The 17,826-nt window shown below is 63.5% G+C and carries 19 protein-coding genes; 5 read left to right on the top strand and 14 right to left on the bottom strand.

All coding sequences use genetic code 11. From position 1 onward, the window contains the following. Positions 1–333 precede the first annotated feature (333 nt). Together HB630_RS22030 and HB630_RS22035 are read left to right on the top strand one after the other, a co-directional pair. Positions 334–912 (top strand): sterol desaturase family protein, encoded by a 579-nt coding sequence (locus HB630_RS22030; protein WP_213774594.1) that lies wholly within the window; start codon positions 334–336, stop codon positions 910–912. A 243-nt stretch (positions 913–1,155) separates the two neighbouring features. Further along, entirely contained in the window at positions 1,156–2,091 is a 936-nt protein-coding gene (locus HB630_RS22035; RefSeq protein ID WP_213774596.1) for a hypothetical protein, read from the top strand. A 187-nt stretch (positions 2,092–2,278) separates the two neighbouring features. Here the strand turns inward: HB630_RS22035 and HB630_RS22040 are convergent, their stop codons facing one another. The 6 genes from HB630_RS22040 to HB630_RS22065 form a co-directional block, all read right to left on the bottom strand. Next, positions 2,279–2,983 (bottom strand): GntR family transcriptional regulator, encoded by a 705-nt coding sequence (locus HB630_RS22040; RefSeq protein ID WP_213774597.1) that lies wholly within the window; start codon positions 2,981–2,983, stop codon positions 2,279–2,281. A gap of 113 nt (positions 2,984–3,096) precedes the next feature. Further along, positions 3,097–4,038: a ketopantoate reductase family protein gene (locus tag HB630_RS22045; protein WP_213774599.1), complete on the bottom strand. Its 942-nt coding sequence runs from the start codon at positions 4,036–4,038 to the stop codon at positions 3,097–3,099. 30 nt (positions 4,039–4,068) lie between these two features. Further along, complete coding sequence (locus HB630_RS22050; RefSeq protein ID WP_249780977.1) at positions 4,069–5,643, bottom strand: tripartite tricarboxylate transporter permease; 1,575 nt, start codon at positions 5,641–5,643, stop codon at positions 4,069–4,071. A 1-nt stretch (position 5,644) separates the two neighbouring features. Continuing rightward, positions 5,645–6,118 (bottom strand): tripartite tricarboxylate transporter TctB family protein, encoded by a 474-nt coding sequence (locus HB630_RS22055; protein ID WP_213774600.1) that lies wholly within the window; start codon positions 6,116–6,118, stop codon positions 5,645–5,647. A 61-nt stretch (positions 6,119–6,179) separates the two neighbouring features. Further along, entirely contained in the window at positions 6,180–7,163 is a 984-nt protein-coding gene (locus tag HB630_RS22060) for a tripartite tricarboxylate transporter substrate binding protein (RefSeq protein WP_213774602.1), read from the bottom strand. Positions 7,164–7,214: 51 nt separating this feature from the next. Next, positions 7,215–7,589 (bottom strand): cupin domain-containing protein, encoded by a 375-nt coding sequence (locus HB630_RS22065; RefSeq protein ID WP_213774603.1) that lies wholly within the window; start codon positions 7,587–7,589, stop codon positions 7,215–7,217. Between the two features lie 1,073 nt (positions 7,590–8,662). On the opposite strand from HB630_RS22065, the gene HB630_RS22070 reads away from it, so the two are divergent. Beyond that, complete coding sequence (locus tag HB630_RS22070; protein WP_213774605.1) at positions 8,663–8,869, top strand: hypothetical protein; 207 nt, start codon at positions 8,663–8,665, stop codon at positions 8,867–8,869. Between the two features lie 152 nt (positions 8,870–9,021). Here HB630_RS22070 and HB630_RS22075 read toward each other — a convergent pair whose 3' ends face one another. Next, positions 9,022–9,912 (bottom strand): hypothetical protein, encoded by an 891-nt coding sequence (locus HB630_RS22075; protein ID WP_213774607.1) that lies wholly within the window; start codon positions 9,910–9,912, stop codon positions 9,022–9,024. Between the two features lie 126 nt (positions 9,913–10,038). Further along, the gene (locus tag HB630_RS22080; RefSeq protein WP_213774609.1) at positions 10,039–10,827 is read right to left on the bottom strand and encodes an SDR family oxidoreductase; all 789 of its coding nucleotides are present in this window, start codon (positions 10,825–10,827) and stop codon (positions 10,039–10,041) included. A 274-nt stretch (positions 10,828–11,101) separates the two neighbouring features. Between HB630_RS22080 and HB630_RS22085 the strand changes: the two genes are divergently transcribed. Beyond that, positions 11,102–11,362 carry a hypothetical protein gene (locus HB630_RS22085; RefSeq protein ID WP_213774611.1) on the top strand — a complete coding sequence of 87 codons (261 nt, stop codon included), beginning with the start codon at positions 11,102–11,104 and terminating at the stop codon, positions 11,360–11,362. Positions 11,363–11,549: 187 nt separating this feature from the next. Here the strand turns inward: HB630_RS22085 and HB630_RS22090 are convergent, their stop codons facing one another. Next, positions 11,550–13,172: an ABC-F family ATP-binding cassette domain-containing protein gene (locus HB630_RS22090; RefSeq protein WP_213774613.1), complete on the bottom strand. Its 1,623-nt coding sequence runs from the start codon at positions 13,170–13,172 to the stop codon at positions 11,550–11,552. Positions 13,173–13,297: 125 nt separating this feature from the next. Then, positions 13,298–14,302: a GlxA family transcriptional regulator gene (locus HB630_RS22095; RefSeq protein ID WP_213774615.1), complete on the bottom strand. Its 1,005-nt coding sequence runs from the start codon at positions 14,300–14,302 to the stop codon at positions 13,298–13,300. A 64-nt stretch (positions 14,303–14,366) separates the two neighbouring features. Between HB630_RS22095 and HB630_RS22100 the strand changes: the two genes are divergently transcribed. After that, the gene (locus tag HB630_RS22100; RefSeq protein ID WP_213774617.1) at positions 14,367–15,071 is read left to right on the top strand and encodes a DJ-1/PfpI family protein; all 705 of its coding nucleotides are present in this window, start codon (positions 14,367–14,369) and stop codon (positions 15,069–15,071) included. A 36-nt stretch (positions 15,072–15,107) separates the two neighbouring features. On the opposite strand, the gene HB630_RS22105 is transcribed toward HB630_RS22100, so the two are convergent. The 4 genes from HB630_RS22105 to HB630_RS22120 all read right to left on the bottom strand — a co-directional run bounded on the left by HB630_RS22105 (position 15,108) and on the right by HB630_RS22120 (position 17,620). Beyond that, positions 15,108–16,235 (bottom strand): L-dopachrome tautomerase-related protein, encoded by a 1,128-nt coding sequence (locus HB630_RS22105; RefSeq protein WP_213774619.1) that lies wholly within the window; start codon positions 16,233–16,235, stop codon positions 15,108–15,110. A 3-nt stretch (positions 16,236–16,238) separates the two neighbouring features. Next, on the bottom strand, positions 16,239–16,388 hold the full coding sequence (locus tag HB630_RS22110; protein ID WP_213774621.1) for a hypothetical protein: 150 nt from the start codon (positions 16,386–16,388) through the stop codon (positions 16,239–16,241). Between the two features lie 96 nt (positions 16,389–16,484). Further along, complete coding sequence (locus tag HB630_RS22115) at positions 16,485–17,204, bottom strand: LrgB family protein (RefSeq protein ID WP_213774623.1); 720 nt, start codon at positions 17,202–17,204, stop codon at positions 16,485–16,487. Next, positions 17,201–17,620, bottom strand: a complete 420-nt coding sequence (locus HB630_RS22120) for a CidA/LrgA family protein (protein WP_346656124.1) — start codon at positions 17,618–17,620, stop codon at positions 17,201–17,203. The genes HB630_RS22115 and HB630_RS22120 overlap by 4 nt, the downstream gene beginning before the upstream one ends. Positions 17,621–17,826: the final 206 nt, after the last annotated feature.

Here is a 17,826-nt window from a genome sequence, read left to right on the forward strand (position 1 = left end):
TGGCGACGATGCATCTCGCAAAGGACCAGCAAATCGGATGCCACGGGCCGGGCTGGGACAGGTTTGAAAAAACGGCCTGATTTCTCGCGGCAAAACCCGCCTGTGACGGAAAAATGGCCCGGCGATGATACTTTCAGCCGGACACTGGACCTATTGTTCGCGGCAAGAATTACCCGATCGAAGCAAAATCTGCCTACGGCTAGAACGCGCAAGCCCGCCGGCGATGACGCGCGGCGGCCTCGCCAGCAATTTCGTCATGCGAATCTGCTTCAGTTTCAAGCCGTGGGGCTCATGATGCTGTAAAGCCGCGGCTGGCGGCGGCGAGGTTGTGCAATGGGGCGTATCGTTACAGGTCTGTTCGCCGGGCTGATGCAGCGCATCAGGCATTTCGGCGACTTCGTCACCATCCCGCTGGCCATTGCGGTTTTCCTGGGACTCGCGGGCATGTACCGCCTCCCCCTGGTCGTCGCCGGGGCGGCGGTCTGGACGCTGCTGGAATATCTGGTGCATCGCTTCGTCTTTCACCGCCATTCCGTGGGTCAGCGCCTTCACCAGCTTCATCATGACCATCCGAGCGATCCGGACGCGGAAAGATCCAGCCTCAGCACGCCGCTGCTTGCATTTCCGATCGGATATCTGCTGATCCGCACCGCCGGAGTGGCAGACGGCTCGGCGATCTTCGCCGGGCTTCTGATCGGCTATCTCCTTTTCATTTTTGTCCACTATGCGGTGCATCGCTGGCCGATCGCGCATGGGTCCTGGCTTTATACGGCCAAGATGCGGCACCTCGCCCATCATCATCTCGAGAATTGCAATTACGGCGTGACGACGATTTTCTGGGACATTGTTTTTCGCACCCATGCCGGTCTGGTCGGCGAGCGCGTCCCCTCCAGATCCCGTCCGGTGGATTAGCGCCGGTGCATATTCCGGCATCGCCGGTGCAGGATCGGCACGTTGCGCGGACGGCATTGGGTCGCCTTTTCTTCCTGCTGGATCCAGGTTCCTGAACCCTGTACAGCCTCACACTCTTCACCCTGTCGCCTTGCTTTGGTCACACCTGACTGGAGTCGTGGAGCCGGGCAGAGGATTGCTGACGTAGCGTAAATCCGCCGGCCGTTTGCTGACGGGTGACATTGGACGGAGCAAGGAACCCCCATGCTTTCCACGCTGGACAGACAAGAAAACGATCCGCGCGACATTCCGGAGATTGCGCCCGATGTGGTGCTGGCCGCGCGCGCGGATAAAGGATTTCCGACGCTCGCGCCCGAAATCGTCAGCCGTCCTTCGGGTCCGCAGACCCAGACCGGACCCGGCGCATCGGCTTCATCGGTCGATACCGCGTTTCGTGCGACCGCCGCCGACCATATCCAGGTTCCGGGCCCCCGGTCGGCGATGGGCCGGCGGGCGTCACGCGCCTTCATGGGCTTTGTGTTCACCCTGTGCAGCGCCGTCGCTGCCATCGCCTGGGAGCATTACGGCGACGCCGCCCAACAGACGATCGCGGACTGGACGCCACAGCTGGCGCTGATTTCATCGTTGCCGGAAAAACTCGGGCTCGCCGGACAATCGAGCCCGCCTGCCGCTCCGGCTTCCGCGGCAGATCCAGCGCCTTCGCCAGCCGCGCAGTCCGCGGAAGCCACTGTGCCAGCCGCCGCCCTCTCTCCCGACACCGCGCAATTGCTGCAGTCGATGGCGCATGATCTCGCCACCATGGGGCAACAGATCGCGGAGCTCAGAGCCAGCCTCGACCAGCTCAAGAGCGGCCAGGAACAGATCGCCCGCGACATGGCCCGGACGGCCCAGGCCAGGGTCGCCGAAGCCAGGGTTACCGAAGCAAAGGCTGCCGAGCCGAACCTGCGCTCCCGGATATCGCCGCTTCCGCCACGGCCGGCCGCCACGCCGGTGCATAAGCCGAAGCCGGCATTCGCGCCCGCACAAGCCGCGGTTGCTTCCCCATTGCCGCCAGCACAAACCTCGACACCACGGGTGGCGCCGCCGCAAGCCGCGGCCACTCCGGCACCCGCCGCCGCGCAAGCAACCGCCCAGCCCGCCGGCGACCCGGCGCTGCGGCCGCCAATGCCCCTGCGCTAGATTCGGAACGATATTTAGTTGAATCGATCTGGCCGCATGCGCCGTTCACCCCTCCCCGCCGGGGAGAGGTGAACTTCCGATGCCGGCCACTTTCAACCTAATCTCGTCCCGCTTTAGTAATCGCCGCGGATCGAACCGTCGCGGCGATCCCCATCATCAAATCCGAAGAATTGATACGCGCAGCGCCTCAGCCGATCCGGCCACGTCGAAGCGGCCCGGAGCGGGCCCCGCTGTCGGACAAGGTCGCGAGGATCGCCCGCTCCGTCGTCGACACGTGGTTGCGCAAGGCGGTGCGTAACGATTTGGCGCTGCGCTGCTCGAGCGCCTTGACGATCGCCGAATGCTCGCGCTGCCTGGCGTCGGCCGCCGTCCGATCAAAGCCCCGCCGGATGAGATAGGTAACGATTTGCAACTGGATCTGAAGCTGCCCGTAAAGCCGCACCAGGAACGGATTGCCCGAAGCCGCGATGATCAGCGAATGGAATTCAACATTGGCGCGCACGAACTCCGCGGTGGTGTTGGAGCGGCCGAGCCGTTGCAGGCATTTCTTGATGTCCTGCAAGTTCTTCTGCGTCAGGTTCTCGACCGCCGCCTCCGACGCAAAATCCTCCAATGCGCGACGAACGGCGAATAGCTGCTCCGCCTGGGTGCGGTCGATCCGGTTGACCATCGTGCCGCTGCGGCCCGCGACCGACAGCAGGCCTTCGGTCTGCAACCGCGTGATCGCCTCCTTCACCGGCGTGCGCCCAAGATCGAGCCGGCTGGCAAGCAGATTGACCGACGTGCGTTCGCCCGGCCGCAACTCGCTGTTCAAGACGAGTTCGATGATCCCGCTGTAAGCCAGGTCGGCCGCCGAAAGCGCCTTTTCGGCATCTGGGGTTCGCTGCAACATTGGTCCGTCGTCTCCTCCCGCCCTTGTCCGATCACCCGGAATCGACCCGTCCCGACGGCGCCGGTAATTTATGCCAAGACAGCCCGGTTCGAAAGCGTGGCGATATCCCGAACCTACGCCGCGGCCTTGGCCGGCGCCGACGATCGCCGCTGCTCATAGGCCTGAAGATGCACGAAGATGAATCGGTGCAATAGCGGATCGACGCCGTGCTGACTGGCCTTCTCCAGCAAGAATCCGAAAATATGGTCGGCCTCGATCGGCCCGCCGCGTTCGATGTCGCGCAGCATCGACGCCATATAGGGCGACGCCGTGTCGTGAAACAGCTTGCGGTATTCCTCCATGAAGGATTCCGACGGCGCATATCCCTCGCGTCGCGCGATCTCGGCGTTGCGCTCCAGCAGCTCGATCATGAGGGCGGTGCCGTCGCGGGTGCGGGCGATGTCGCCGACGCTTGCCCGCATCGCGCAGGTCATGCCGGCGACGGTCGAGAGATGAACGATCTTTTCCCACATCATCTGCATGATGTTCGGCACCGCGCTCGCCACCACCGACGTCCTGTCGAACGCTTGTTTGAGCGCCATGACTCGCGGGCTCATCTCGCCGCTCTGCTCACCGAACGTCACATATCGCCAGTCGTTCAGGTGTTTCACGACGCCCTCGGGCGACAACGTGGCCGAGATTTTGGCAACGCCGCCCATCACCCGTTCCTTGCCGAACTTCGCATTGAGAATGTCGATATGGGCGACGCCATTCAGCAACGGCAGCACCGCGGTCCCAGGGCCCATAAAGGGCTCGATGGCCGCGATCGCGTTCGCCAGATCATAGGCCTTGCAGGTCAGCAGGATCAGGTCGTAAGGCCCCGTTGCGTCCTGCCCCGTCACGGCCTTGACCTGAAGGTGAGCATTCCCGAACCTGCTCTCGATCCTCAGGCCATCGGCCGCGAGCCGCTTCTGCCTTTTCTCGCGCACCAGGAACTCGACATCGCCCCCCCCTTCGATCAGGCGGCCGCCGAAATAACCTCCGATGGCGCCTGCTCCCAAACAAAGTATCCGCATTCAAAACTCCGTTGTCTTCGCGCAAACCATTCAGGAATGCGTACCAAGTATCTTCTGATGATCCGCCACCGGTTCTGCCGACGGGAGATTGTGCGGCTGCCGCCCCGCCCGATCCGGGACTCGCGGCCCCCTCACCGCGAGAAACAGCTGCAAGAGCAGAATGCCGGCGCAAATCGCCAGCACCACCGCGCTGATCGGATGGCTGAGAAAAACCGACAGGTCGCCGCGCGAGATGATCAAGGCGCGCCTGAAGTTTTCTTCCAGCATCGGGCCCAGGACGTAACCCAGCAGGATCGGCGCGACCGGAAAGTTCAATTTGAGAAGAACGGCTCCGGCGACCCCAAACACCAGCACCTCGCCCACCTCGAACAGGCTGTTGTTGGTGCTGTAGACGCCTACGGCAATGAAGAACAGGGCCGACGGAAACATGTAGCGGTAAGGCAGCCGCAGCATCCGGACCCAGAGGCCTATCAGCGGAACGTTGAGGACGATCAGGAGAATGTTGCCGACCCAGAAGCTGGCGACGAGCCCCCAGAACAGATCCGCGTGCTCGGTGATCAATTGGGGGCCGGGCTGGATTCCCTGAATCAACAGAGCCCCGAGGATCAGGGCCATCACCGCATCGCCGGGAATCCCAAGGCTCATGGTCGGGATGAAGTCGACCTGGGTTTTCGAATGCGACGACGCCTCGGGGGCAGCAACCCCTTCGATCGCGCCCTGCCCGAAGCGGTCCGGCGTTTTCGACAGCCGCTTTTCCAGCGCATAAGCGACGAAGGTGGTGATGGTCGGACCCGTCCCCGGCATGGCGCCAAACAGCAGCCCGACCAACGTACCCCGCAGCATCGGGAAGAACGACTGCTTCAGTTCGGCGGCGCTCGGCTTCATGTCGTGAAAGCTGAGCTTGGTCTTGCTGCCGACCGCCTTGACCCGGTTCACATTGCACAGGAAGTCGGAGACACCGAACAGACCGAGCGCGAGCGCCACCAGCTCCACCTTGTCCGACAATTCGTCGAACCCGAACGTGAATCGCGCGACGCCGCTGTTGACGTCGGTCCCCGCCGCACCGACCACCAGCCCCAGCAGCGCCATGGCGATGCCGTTGAGCGCCGCGCCCCGCGACATGGTCGCCCCGCATAACAGGCCGAGCAGCATGATCGCGAACAGTTCGGGCGGCCCGAAATCCGTCGCGACACTGACAAGCAGCGGCGACAGGAAAACCATGACGATGATTCCGCACGACGCCGCGAAGAACGAGGCCATCATCGTGATGCTCAGGGCGACGCCGCCCTTGCCTTGCTGGGTCAACGGGTAGCCGTCGAGGCAGGTCACGGCGTGCGGCGGATGAGACGGGAGATTGAGAAGAATGGCCCCGATCGCCCCGCCATACATCGAGCCGTAATAAATCCCGGCCAGCATCAGGATGGCCGGCACCGGGGTCAGGGAATAGGTCAACGGCAGGAGAATGGAGATGGCCGACAGTGCGCCCATTCCGGGCAGCACGCCGATCAAATTGCCGACCAGCACCCCGAAAAACGACCACATCAGGTTCTGCGGCATCAAGGCGACGCCGAACCCTCCCCAGAGATCGTGCAGCGCCTGAATCAAGTTACGCGCCCCACCTTAAAAGAGGCAGTTGAACGCCCAACGCCCACCAGAACACGACGGTGCTGACCACCGAGATCACCAAAGCAAGGACCGCCGCGCTCTTGATCGTGTTCATGCGGTCGCCGAACGCCGAGATGAAAACGATCAGGAATGTCGCGGGCAGCATGCCGGCATATTTGGCCGCGACGATGAAGGCGGCTATTCCGGCGAGGATGCAGAACCAGCCGCGCCATTCCGGCCGGCTTGGTTCGGCGTCCGCGTCCCGCTCGACTGCCGGGCGCTTCGGACGCAGAACAATCCCGACTCCGGTCAGGGCCAGCAGCGCGCCGACCAGTGCCGGATAAAAACCGGGGCCCATCCGCGTCAGCGAACCGACGTCGTATCCCATCGACTGCAACACGACGAACACGCCGGTTGCCGTCATCAGCACGCCGCCGATGTAATCGGCCTTAGGATGATAGACGTCGTCGGTCATCGGAGGATCACTCAAAACATCGGTCGGACCGGCCCGTCGGCAACGGCGGTTCAGGAAGGGCCTATTTGGCCTCGATATGCGCCGCCTTGGCCGCTGCCGTGTTGGTCTCGATATCGGCCTTGAGAATCTTGCCGAACTGCTCGCCATAGGCCTCTCCGGGCGAGGACGACAACTGTGTGATGAGGTTCTTCATATCGTCGGTCTCCACGGCGGCTTTGGTCTCCGCTTCGATCTTCTCGATCACATCCTGCGGCACGCCGGCCGGCGCAAACAGACCCCACCATTGTTCTTCCGAGAACCCCGGATATCCGGACTCCGCGACCGACGGAACATCGGGCAGCAAAGGCGAGCGTTCCGCCGAGGAAATCGCCAGCGGCCGCAATTTTCCCGCCTTGATCAGCGGCACCGCGTTGGCCATCGGCGCGAACACGAAGTCCACGCGCCCCGCCATCACGGCGGTCAGTGCCTCGGGCGTGCCCTTGAAGGGAACGTGAATCGGGTCCTTCATATTGGCCCGCGAGGCGAATTTCGCCGCCTGCATCTGCTGGGCGCTGCCGATGCCGGCCGACGCATAGCTGATTTTTCCCGAGCTTTGACCCGCGGCCACAAGCTCCGCCAGCGTGTGGTACGGGCTGTCCTCGCCAACCACAACGGCGTTCGGTGTTTTTGCAAGCATCGCGATCGGAATAAAGTCGCGCAGCGTATCGAACGGCAGCGTTGCGTAGACCGCCGGCGTAATCGACATGCCGTCCGAGTGCAGCACCAGCGTATAGCCGTCGCGCGGCGCATCCAGCGCAACCCGCAACGTGACAATGCCGCCGGCGCCGGGCCGGTTCTCAACGATCGCAGTTTGCTTCCAGTCCGCGTTGAAGTGCTTGGCCAGCCCGCGCGCGAGAAGGTCGGTCGGACCGCCCGGCGTAAACGGGATGTCGATCCGGATCGACCGCGACGGATAATCGTTGGCGGATTCCGCCCTGGCCTCGAGCGCCGTGCAAACGCAGGATGCAAGCAAACCCAGACGAATAATTCGGCTTACGAACCGCATGACGAAGATACCTCGCTTGCCTGTCTCATTCCAGCGCGCCGCAAATCCCGATCAGCTTGCCGGCTTGTACGGAACGTAATCGTAGGCGCCGACGCCCTGCACGATCAGAAAGCGGCACACGCCCGGTCCCGGGTTGAACGGCCGATGCACGGTTCCGACCTCGACCTTGGCGGAATCGCCGACCTGTAATTCGAAGTCGGGGATGCGCTCGCCTCCGACACGATCCATCCGCTCGATGCGAAGGCTTCCCTGCAGGCAATAAAAAATATCGAACACCTCGGTATGGGTGTGCCACGGCACCTCCTCGCCCTTGGCGAGGGTAAATTCCTTGACGAAGACGTCGGAGCCATGCGCGACCCAGCGGCGGGACGACACGGTGAAATTCTTGCTTTGCTCTTCCTGACCGACGAACGTTGCGTTGCTCATAAGATACTTCTCCGCCTGCATGGATGGTCGCACGCTTCGACAACCTGCCAACCTGAACTCCGGCGCCGCCTCGCGAGAAGCGTTGCAGCCTTCGGTCTGGCAGACTTCCGTCGTGCTCAACACTGGCGGCTAGCTAAATGGCGCGGCTGAAAAATGTCAAACTAATATGTCAGTTTAACATGCTGCCTTTTAGGGCAGCGAATTGCGCACAAATTCCGCAACTGTTCTTGCGACGCCGGCGCTGACGCCGGGACAGCCTGACCGCGCCAGCGATGCGATGGGCCCGGCGTGATGTGCCCGACGGGCTGTCAGGTGATTTGCCTGTCCAGCCCTCTTCTTAAAAATATTTCCGTTCCGGCCCGACCCAAATCAACTTAACAACCCTCGCCATCCCGCACCCGCAAGAGGGGCGTATCGCGATCGTCACGGACGTTGGGCGCGGGAAGCGGTGGACGCGGCAGCGGCGAGAGACGAACGCCGGTGAACGCGGACGGCGAAGCCGTGTGGTCCTGACGCCCCGACGCTGGCGTCAAGTTGGCGATGATGCCTGCGCATCACGCTGGCGACGGTGACAATAAAGCCCGGTCACCGGGGAGAGCGCGGAGTAAGCCGTTAAAACCATTGCGCAGGGAAGGCCGGGCTGTCCCGGTATACCTGTGGTGACGAACTCGTGTGCTTTCTACCTTTTGCACGCGAGGCTGCGGGTGCAACGGCCACCCGGCCTTCCCCGCGCCCTCATTTGAGGGGCGCGCTATGCCCTCTGTTTCGGGCGAGCGAAAGATCATGCACAACTCACGCGCACTCCGCGCCGCGGGAGCGCGGAGTCATGTTTGAAAATTGGGAAGCAAATCCAGACACCGTCATTCCGGGGCGATGCGTAGCATCGAACCCGGAATGACAGGTCGCCCCGTTCGCAATGACGAACCGGCGATGGATCAGCAGCGATCGACCTCGCTGCTCCGATTTGGCCATATTCGACCATTGAAGCGGCCCGGAAGCGCCCAAATAAGCCCCAAAAGGCTACCGCCAATGAAAGGACCAGCGCGACGGCACAGTGAGTGAGAGTGAGCAAAATGGAAAATCACGATCTCGAATCGATCTCTGCGGAATTGCCTGGCTCCCTTCACGAAGCAATCGCCTCCGATCGGACAGAGTCCGAAACCCTCGCCGGCAGCCTTCAGGCATTGCTGCAAATATCCCGGCAGCTGAATGAATATTGCGACCGGGCCGTCGCCGATATCCGCGCTTCGCTTGAGCGAAACCGGAACGAAGAACATTGAGCGCCGCGGCGTCGCCTGACCGCCGTCGCGGCTGTCGGTTGTTATAGCGTTTTCGAGCGAAATGGATTCCGGTTCGCGTGAAGAAAACGCGTCAAAACAAAACGTCAGAGCCCGGTTCTGATGCAATCAGAACCGACAAGGCTCTCATCCGCTCAGGCGACATCGGCTTGGCTGCCCTCCCGTTCGTCCGCGGAGAGCGCATCGAGATCGACGAGTTGCGGGTCGTCCTCCCTGACATCGTCATGGGACCGTCCGCTGCCGTGGACATGCATCAGGGTCTGCACACGGCGGGCACTTAAATGATCGACATGCTGATGCCGCAGCGCGACCGCCAGCAGCGCTTTCGGCAGTTCAACCAGCGTGAAAGCCGCAACCCGGCGCACCTCGCTGCCCTCCCGCCACAGCAGCGGATTGAGCGTGTAGATCAGTTGCCGCTCGATCTCCTGAGAGGGCGATTGCGTCTGCTCCGGCTCGGCGACCGCGGGCAATCCCACATTCGCATTGCCCGCGCGCGTGCGCACCGCGATCGTCCGCAGCTCCCAGCAGATCAGATCCGCCGCCGAGAGGATCTCCTGACGCACCGCGTCCACGCTGGCCGAGAATCTGGTCGCTTCCGGCACCGACGCAACGCTCTTGGTGACGGCCTCGACAAGGGCGGTGGCGCCGGAACCGAATTTCGGCACAGCCTGCTCGATGGCCGCGGCCATCGCCTCGATTTCGTCCGCGGCCAGTTCGCGGTCGCGTTGCGCTTTGGCGTCGGCCGATGCGCGCTCGGTTGCAACGATCTGCTCGTCGAATTCCGCCAGGGCGGCGCGCAGCTTCCTGGCGCTGTCCTCGACGGCGCGCATGTCGGCTTCGGCCCGGTCGAGCCGGGCATTGCTGGCGCCGGCCACCGCCAGCCGTTCGGCCGCGGCGCGTTTTTCCTCAAGCGCCGCCTCGGCTATGCCCAGCCGGTCGGCCAGCTTCTGCCGCGCCGCCCGCTTTTCCTTCAATGCATTTTCGAGGCGCTCGACCGGGGCGAGTTGACGCTTGAAAAATGCCATAGCGATATCCCCGCCCATCACGAATCATCCGCCGAATCAGTCAACGGATTTGATGGCTGGAAATTAGTCTGGAACTTGGATGAGAATGCGGCCCGACCTGGCGTCAGCGCCCGAGGCGCGGTCCTTTCAGATATCCTCGAACGTGGGAGGCTCGAACCAGTTGGTCAGCGACAGGCCGCCATCGACCACGATCGCAGCGCCCGTGACATAGGCCGAGATCCGGTTCGACAGCACCGCCAGCGCCATCGGGGCCAAATCCTCGCTACGGCCGAGGCGGCCAAGCGGGATGTGTTTGGCCAGCGCGGGATCGGCGACAAAGCCGCCTGCGGCGATGGCGCCGGGCACCAGCGCGTTAACCCGGATGTTGAAGCGGCCGAAGCTCTTGGCCAGTTCTTTCACCAGCATCGCCATCGCCGCCTTCGCCGTCGAATAATGCGGCAGATTGCGCGGCGTGCCGGCATGCAGCGAGGTCAGCAACAGGAACGAGCCCGGCGCGCCGGCCGCGATGAGTTGGCGTGCGAGTTCGCGTGAAAGATGAAAGCCGGCATCGAGGTTGACCGCATGCATCTGCCGCCACGTCTCGTCGCTCACGGCAAATACGTGATCGGCTTCGCGCCGCGCCGGCGCCGCGCTGTGGACGAAATGCGTCACCTGCCCGACCGCGGACCGCGCTGCCGCCAACAGCGCATCGCATGCTTCACGCTGCGCGAGATCACCGACCCAGGGCACCGCCAGTTCCGGCCGGGGCGAGGCCGCGATCGCGGCCCTGACCATATCCTCGCGGATATCGGCAAACACGGTCCGCACACCTTCGCCGACCAGGGCCTGGGCGATGGCACGGCCGATGCCGTTTCCCGCTCCCGTGACGAGGGCCGCCTCGCGCGCAGGATCGAATGGAGTGTTCAGAAGGCTCATGCCGGTCGGGCTCCGCTGGGTCGTGACCGGCGCAGATTATCACTCCGCCGCGATACCGCCATCCGCTGTCGCGCCAGCCTGGTCTGCGGCCGCAATCGTACTCTCTTCCCGCCGCATTTCCCGGCTATTCGGACTTTGAGGCCCCTCAAAGGCGCGGCGGCCGGACAAATTTTCCGGAGATTAAGCAAACTTCCGCGCGCGGCATCATCGCCGCAAAAAAATCGCCACAATCCTTTTCTTGGAAATGAATTCGTTTCGAGAAGGAGGACCTCAGATGCGGATCTCAGATATGATCTTCGTTGGTTCGGTGGCTGCCCTGGCTGCTCTCGCGGCGCCGGCGCTGGCGAAGAATTCCGATGCCCAGAAGAGCGACGACACGTCGGCTTCACCCGCCTGCCACGCCTATCAACCCGCGGCCGATGGATCGTGGACGCAGGTTCCCTGCCAGGAGGTGGGTGCCGGAAGCCCAACGCCGCGCAAATCCGCGGCGAGCACTCCGGAAGAGGACACGCGCGGACACCACCAGGTCCGTTGAGGCCTGGGCGCATGGCCTCATCGCGCGGATGAGCGACTGCGTCTATCCCGCGACGAGGTCGTCTGGCTTCGAGACGACTATCCTTGAGTCGGCTGTCCAGCCCTTGCGCTGAAAACTTCCCGCTTCCCCGCGCGATGGAAGCACCTCTATGTTGCGCGCCACCTGCCGCGCCCGGCGCGCTGTTGCCTCAACTGTGCAGGCCAGGCGCCTCTTGCCCGGTGCGCGCGACATATTCGCTGTAGCCGCCGCCATATTGGTGGATGCCTTCCGGCGTCAGTTCCAGCACGCGGTTGGAGAGCGCGGCGAGAAAGTGCCGGTCATGGGAAACGAACAGCATGGTGCCTTCGTAATCCGACAGCGCCGCGATCAGCATTTCCTTGGTCGCCATGTCCAGATGGTTGGTCGGCTCGTCCAGCACCAGGAAGTTCGGCGGATCAAAGAGCATCTTCGCCATCACCAGCCGCGCCTTCTCGCCGCCCGACAGCACCCGGCATCTTTTCTCGACATCGTCGCCGGAGAAACCGAAGCAGCCGGCCAGCGCGCGCAGCGAACCCTGCCCGGCCTGCGGAAACGCATCTTCCAGCGCCTGGAACACGGTGCGCTCGCCGTCGAGCAGGTCCATCGCATGCTGCGCGAAATAACCCATCTTGACGCTGCCGCCGACCGCCACCGTACCGTTGTCCGGCTCCGCCGAGCCCGCCACCAGTTTCAGGAGCGTCGACTTGCCCGCGCCGTTGACGCCCATCACGCACCAGCGCTCCCTGCGGCGGACCTGGAAGTCGAGCCCGTCATAGATACGCTTGGCGCCATAGCCCTTGTGGACGCTCTTCAGGCTGACGACATCCTCGCCCGAGCGCGGCGCCGGAAGAAACTCAAAGGCTATGGTCTGACGCCGCCGCGGCGGCTCGACGCGTTCGATCTTCTCCAGCTTCTTCACCCGGCTCTGCACCTGGGCGGCATGCGAGGCCCGCGCCTTGAAGCGCTCGATGAACTTGATCTCCTTTGCCAGCATCGCCTGCTGGCGCTCGAACTGGGCCTGCTGCTGCTTTTCATTCAGCGCACGCTGCTGCTCGTAGAATTCGTAATTTCCCGAATAGGTCGTGAGCTGGCCGCCGTCGATCTCGATGATCTTGTTGACGATGCGGTTCATGAATTCGCGGTCGTGCGAAGTCATGAACAAGGCGCCCTCATACCCTCTCAAGAACTGCTCGAGCCAGATCAGGCTTTCGAGATCGAGATGGTTGCTCGGCTCGTCCAGCAGCATCGCGTCAGGCCGCATCAGCAGGATGCGGGCGAGCGCGACGCGCATCTTCCAGCCGCCCGAGAGCTGGCCCACGTCGCCGTCCATCATCTCCTGGCTGAAGCCCAAGCCGGCAAGCACTTCGCGCGCCCGGGTCTCCAGCGCGTAGCCGTCGAGCTCCTCGAAGCGGGCCTGCACTTCGCCATAGCGCGCGATGATCTCATCCATGTCGCCGGCACGGTCCGGATCGGCCATCGCGGATTCGAGCTCTTTCAACTCGATCGCGACCGCGCTGACGGGGCCGGCGCCATCCATGACCTCGGCGACCGCGGCACGGCCCGACATTTCGCCGACGTCCTGGCTGAAATAGCCGATGGTGACTCCGCGATCGACCGAAACCTGTCCCTCATCCGGCGTCTCCTGTCCGGTCATCATCCGGAACAGCGTGGTCTTGCCGGCGCCGTTGGGGCCGACCAGGCCGACCTTTTCGCCGCGCAGGAGCGTCGCGGAGGCCTCGATGAAGAGAATCTGGTGACCCTGCTGCTTGCTGATGTTGTCGAGACGAATCATGGAACCCTGAACAGGAGAGAATATCTGCGGCTGTCTCTATTCCATGTGGCGCGCTCACGGAAGCCTGCCGGGTGCAGACAGGCCAACAAAGGACGCATGTGCGCCCGATGACAAATTGGCGACATTCAGGAGCTGAACCGGGAACGATAATCCTGCGGCGAGGCGGCGAGCACGCGCAGGAAGCTGCGGCGCATGGTCTCCTCCGAGCCAAAGCCGCAGCGCTGCGAAATCCGCTTCGCCGGCTGGCGCGTCTCCGACAACAGCCGCCGCGCAGCCTCCACCCGCAACCGCTCGACGGCGCGCGCCGGCGTCAGCCCGGTGGCCTGAAGATAATGCCGGCTGAAACTGCGTTCGCTCATGCCGGCGTGGCTGGCCAGCCTGGGAAGCGAAAGATCGCCGGCGAGATGCCCGCTGATCCAGCCGTGCAGCGCACCGAATTCGTCTTCGGCCGACTGCAGCGACAGCGCTGTGCTGAACTGCGCCTGCCCGCCTGGACGCTTGAGAAACACCACGAGATAGCGCGCCACCGCCAACGCCGTGGTCCGGCCGAGATCCTGTTCGACCAGCGCCAATGCCAGGTCGATACCGGCGGTCACGCCAGCCGAGGTCCACACCGAGCCATCGCGCACGAAGATCGGATCCGGCTCGACGCGCACCGCGGGATAACGCCGCGCGAGCTCCGCGCAAACCGACCAATGGGTCGCGGCGCGCCGTCCATCCAGCACCCCGGACGCGGCCAGCAGGAACGCGCCGGTGCAGACCGAAGCGACACGCCGCGCCTTTGCGGCGCGCCGCCGGACCCAATCGACCAGATCGCGATCCGCGGCAGCCGCCTCGACACCCGGACCGCCGGCGATCAGAAGCGTATCCGGCGCGGCTCCGGCACGCGGCAGCGAGCGCGTCGCGATCGCAAGGCCTGCCGAAGCCGTCACCCCTTGCGGGCTTTTCGCTACCACGTGCAAAACATAAGGCCGCGTCCCGCCGGACTCGCTGACGAGATCGTTGGCGGTCGCGAACACCTGAAGCGGCCCGGTGACGTCGAGCAGCTGCACGTCGGGATAGGCGAGCACCTCCACGACGCGAACCGCGCCGTTCCGGGGATTTGGCGAAAAACGAGGGGACTTTGGCATTTCCGCCATAGCCTGCCCCATTAGATTGGCCTTGTCCATCCCGACGCCAAAGCCGGAGAGAACGATGATTCCGCACGACGCTCATTTGCAAATCGGCTCGCTGCTGTTCGAGGACATCGATCAGATCGATCTGACCGGCCCGTTCGAGGTGCTGTCGCGTATCCCGAATTCGACCTATCGCATCTACGGCAAGACGGCCGAGCCGGTCCGCGATCTCAGGGGATTGCGGCTGACGCCGGACGCCGCGCTATCGGACGCGCCACAGCTCGACGTCCTCCATGTACCCGGCGGCTTCGGCCAGGAAGCGCTGATGGAGGACACCGAGGTGCTGGACTGGATTGCGCGGCAGGCAGCCGGCGCGCGCAGCGTCTTTTCGGTATGCACCGGCGCGCTCGTTTGCGGCGCGGCCGGTCTCCTGAGAGGACGGCGGGCGACGACGCACTGGGCTTCGTTCCACCTGCTGCCTTTGTTCGGCGCCATTCCCGTCAACGAACGCGTTGTGGTCGATGGCAACTGGGTCTTTGCCGCCGGAGTCACCGCCGGAATCGACGGCGCCCTGCGCTTGGCGGCTGAATTGCGCGGCGACGACGTGGCCCAATCCATCCAGCTCTATATGGCCTATGCGCCCGAGCCACCCTTCAACAGCGGCACGCCCGAGACCGCGCCGGCAGCAATCCTCGCCCAAGCGCGGCAATCCGTGGCTGCCATCACCGCGCAGCGGGAGGCAACCGCGCGGCGCGTGGCGACCAGGCTTGGCATCACCGACTGATCGGCGGCCGCACTAAGCCCGGCCGCCGATCATTTTCTATCGCGGCAGCTTCACCCGGAAGATCGTGAACGGGCCGGAGCGCGGCAGGTCGTTCTTGAAGGCGACTTCCCAGAGATGGGAATCGGCAATGTAGAGATAGCCGCCGCTGATCGCAAAACCGTCCGCCCAGGAAAGCTTGGACGGATCGCTGACGAGAATTTTTGCATTCAGCGTGTGGCTCGGTGTCCGGGTGATCGCCACCACGGTGCTATGTTCGAGATCGCCGCCATAGAGCGTGCCGTGCCGGTCCATGATCAGTCCGCCGCTCAAGACCGAACTGCCGAGATATTCGACCTTCTTGGCAAGCTCCGCGTCGGAAAGCCGTTCATCACGCAAGGCCGCGGTGGGCACGCGCCAGTAATTATGGTCGGTCAAAGGCCGGTAATACAGCCATTGCGCATCCGGCGAGAGCGCGATGCCATCGGCATGGATCGCCACCACCGAGCCATCTGGCTGCAGCGCGGCCTCATTGCCGATCATCAGATGCTGCTTGGGGTCGGCGAAGGTGGAACGATCGCCGACCAGCACCTGCCGGGCCTTTCCGGTCTTGAGATCGAGCACCACCAGGCTGCCCTTGTTGGCGATATTGGTGAGGTAGGCATAATGATGCACGGTGTCGATGCGCAGATCGTTCAGCGAATCTTTCGCCGATACGACGCCCTCGAACTCATATTGGTGGATCACCTTGTTGGTGCCGAGATCGAACTCGACCAGCTTCGGCGGCAGCCGTCCTTGATCGACCTTCGGCAGCGAGGAGTCGAGCGCCCATAGACGGTCGTTCTTGTCGACCCAGAGCGCCTGCACCGAAATCCATTGCGACTTGCCGTCGCCCTGCTCGTTGAAATTGTTCCAGCCGGCATCCGGATACGGCGTCAGCGCACCGGTCCTGGGATTGACCTCGACCATGCTATAGCGCGAGCGGACCCTGCTCGATGGCGCGGTCGCAAACACTCTGCCCTTGGCCGAGACTCCGAGACCGACCAGGCGGAAATCGTCCTCGAACGCCTTCACGGTTTCCAACGGCGGCCCGACCTTGCCGGAATTCTGGGCGGCAGACGCCGTTAAGAACGTGCCCGCAGCCACGATAATTCCAAGCGCCAGGCCCGCTGCACCGATTTTTGTCATGCGTCAGTGCCGCTTGAAATATTGCACGTCGCGTTCGTGCTTCTCGGCCGCCGCGCGGGTCTTAAAAGTCCCGAGATTGCGCCGCTTGCCGGTCTTCGGATCGAGCTTGCGCGAATAGAGCCGGTATTCGCCCGATTGCAGCTTGCGGATCATGGGACTCGCCTCCCTTGAGTTTTCTCTCTCTTTCCGGGTCAATAGCTAACGCGCGCGGCGGTTCCCGCGGGAGTTATGCATTTACGGCAATCGCGTTCAGCGCCAGAGCAGCAGCAGCGCCGGCAGCAGCAGCGCGGTGAGAAGCCCGTTCAATCCGATCCCGAGCGCGGCAAAGGCGGCGCCGAGTTCGTTGCGCGAGGCCACCTGCGCGGCGGCCACGCCGCTGCCGGCGACGCCGGCGGCAAGGCCGTGGGCGCGCCAATCCTTTACCCGGAGGCCATGCAGCAATTGCTGGCCGACGACCGCCGCAACAATGCCACCGAGGATGGCCAGCGCCGCGGTCAGCGCCGGCACGCCGCCGATCTGCTCGGAAACGGCGACTGCAATCGGCGTGGTGACGGCTTTCGGCGCCATCGACAACGCCACGGTGCGCGATCCGCCGAGCAACCAGACGATGGCGACGCCGCTGACGATCGACGTCATCGACCCCGCCAGCAGCGCCAGGCAAATGCTATGGAAATTGCTTCGTATCAGCGAAAGATTCTTCGCCAGCGGTACGGCCAGCGCGATGGTCGCCGGACCAAGCAGGAAGTTGATGAACTGGGCGCCGGCGAAATAAGTCTGATAGGACGTTCCCGTCGCAAGCACGACGCAGGCCACGAGCACAATGGCGATCAGCACCGGGCTTGCAAGTGCGGAGCCTCTAACGGCGCGCTGGATCATTTGCCCGGCGACATAGGCCGCAACGGTCAGCGCCAGCCAAAGCAATGGCGTTGCGGCGAGCGGCGTCCAGAGATGTTGCAGGGCCCTGTTCATGGTTGAATTCTTGGGCGGGCCGGAATCGGGCCGAAGGCCGTGTCCGCCTGCGGCTTGCGCGGCTGCATGGTCCAATGCATGACGAGGCCAGTCACAGCGACGCCTAAAACGGTCGAGCCGAACAGCGCCACCAGGATCGGCAACCATTCCTGTCGCAACAGCCCGGCCTCGGCAATGATTCCGACACCGGCCGGTACGAACAGAAGCCCCATATTGGCGATCAAGGTCTCAGCGGTCCGCTCGAATGCGTCGTCGAAAGTGCGCTCGCCTGCCTTCGGGTAGCGGCTTCGCAGCGCGAGCGCCGCCGCCAACAGGAACATGCCGATCACCGGACCGGGAATGGGCAGCGCAAAAGCTGCGCGCGCCATTTCTCCGGCAAGCTGACAACCGATCAAAGTCAAAAACGCGATCAGCACGTTCCACCCCTTGAACGGTTGATAACTATCCAACCAGCTATTATAGCGTGCATCTCAGACACCCTATTTTGCAAAAACAGTTCCGGATCGGCCCTGGCAATGGCCCACCGAGTGATGAAAGCAACCTCTCAAGCGTAGAAAACATCGCCATTTCCTTGGCTTTTTGCCAAAATAGCCAGATCTTCGCAGGCCCGGAATGGCTCCAT

It is taken from the genome of Bradyrhizobium sp. dw_78 (assembly GCF_018449525.1).
Lineage (GTDB): Bacteria > Pseudomonadota > Alphaproteobacteria > Rhizobiales > Xanthobacteraceae > Bradyrhizobium.

What these genes read in the sequence shown, in the direction of transcription:
- HB630_RS22030 (WP_213774594.1), top strand. Translation starts at nt 334, where the DNA reads ATGGGGCGTATCGTTACAGGTCTGTTCGCCGGGCTGATGCAGCGCATC.
- HB630_RS22035 (WP_213774596.1), top strand. Translation starts at nt 1,156, where the DNA reads ATGCTTTCCACGCTGGACAGACAAGAAAACGATCCGCGCGACATTCCG.
- HB630_RS22040 (WP_213774597.1), bottom strand. Translation starts at nt 2,983, where the DNA reads ATGTTGCAGCGAACCCCAGATGCCGAAAAGGCGCTTTCGGCGGCCGAC.
- HB630_RS22045 (WP_213774599.1), bottom strand. Translation starts at nt 4,038, where the DNA reads ATGCGGATACTTTGTTTGGGAGCAGGCGCCATCGGAGGTTATTTCGGC.
- HB630_RS22055 (WP_213774600.1), bottom strand. Translation starts at nt 6,118, where the DNA reads ATGACCGACGACGTCTATCATCCTAAGGCCGATTACATCGGCGGCGTG.
- HB630_RS22060 (WP_213774602.1), bottom strand. Translation starts at nt 7,163, where the DNA reads ATGCGGTTCGTAAGCCGAATTATTCGTCTGGGTTTGCTTGCATCCTGC.
- HB630_RS22065 (WP_213774603.1), bottom strand. Translation starts at nt 7,589, where the DNA reads ATGAGCAACGCAACGTTCGTCGGTCAGGAAGAGCAAAGCAAGAATTTC.
- HB630_RS22070 (WP_213774605.1), top strand. Translation starts at nt 8,663, where the DNA reads ATGGAAAATCACGATCTCGAATCGATCTCTGCGGAATTGCCTGGCTCC.
- HB630_RS22075 (WP_213774607.1), bottom strand. Translation starts at nt 9,912, where the DNA reads ATGGCATTTTTCAAGCGTCAACTCGCCCCGGTCGAGCGCCTCGAAAAT.
- HB630_RS22080 (WP_213774609.1), bottom strand. Translation starts at nt 10,827, where the DNA reads ATGAGCCTTCTGAACACTCCATTCGATCCTGCGCGCGAGGCGGCCCTC.
- HB630_RS22085 (WP_213774611.1), top strand. Translation starts at nt 11,102, where the DNA reads ATGCGGATCTCAGATATGATCTTCGTTGGTTCGGTGGCTGCCCTGGCT.
- HB630_RS22090 (WP_213774613.1), bottom strand. Translation starts at nt 13,172, where the DNA reads ATGATTCGTCTCGACAACATCAGCAAGCAGCAGGGTCACCAGATTCTC.
- HB630_RS22095 (WP_213774615.1), bottom strand. Translation starts at nt 14,302, where the DNA reads ATGCCAAAGTCCCCTCGTTTTTCGCCAAATCCCCGGAACGGCGCGGTT.
- HB630_RS22100 (WP_213774617.1), top strand. Translation starts at nt 14,367, where the DNA reads ATGATTCCGCACGACGCTCATTTGCAAATCGGCTCGCTGCTGTTCGAG.
- HB630_RS22105 (WP_213774619.1), bottom strand. Translation starts at nt 16,235, where the DNA reads ATGACAAAAATCGGTGCAGCGGGCCTGGCGCTTGGAATTATCGTGGCT.
- HB630_RS22110 (WP_213774621.1), bottom strand. Translation starts at nt 16,388, where the DNA reads ATGATCCGCAAGCTGCAATCGGGCGAATACCGGCTCTATTCGCGCAAG.
- HB630_RS22115 (WP_213774623.1), bottom strand. Translation starts at nt 17,204, where the DNA reads ATGAACAGGGCCCTGCAACATCTCTGGACGCCGCTCGCCGCAACGCCA.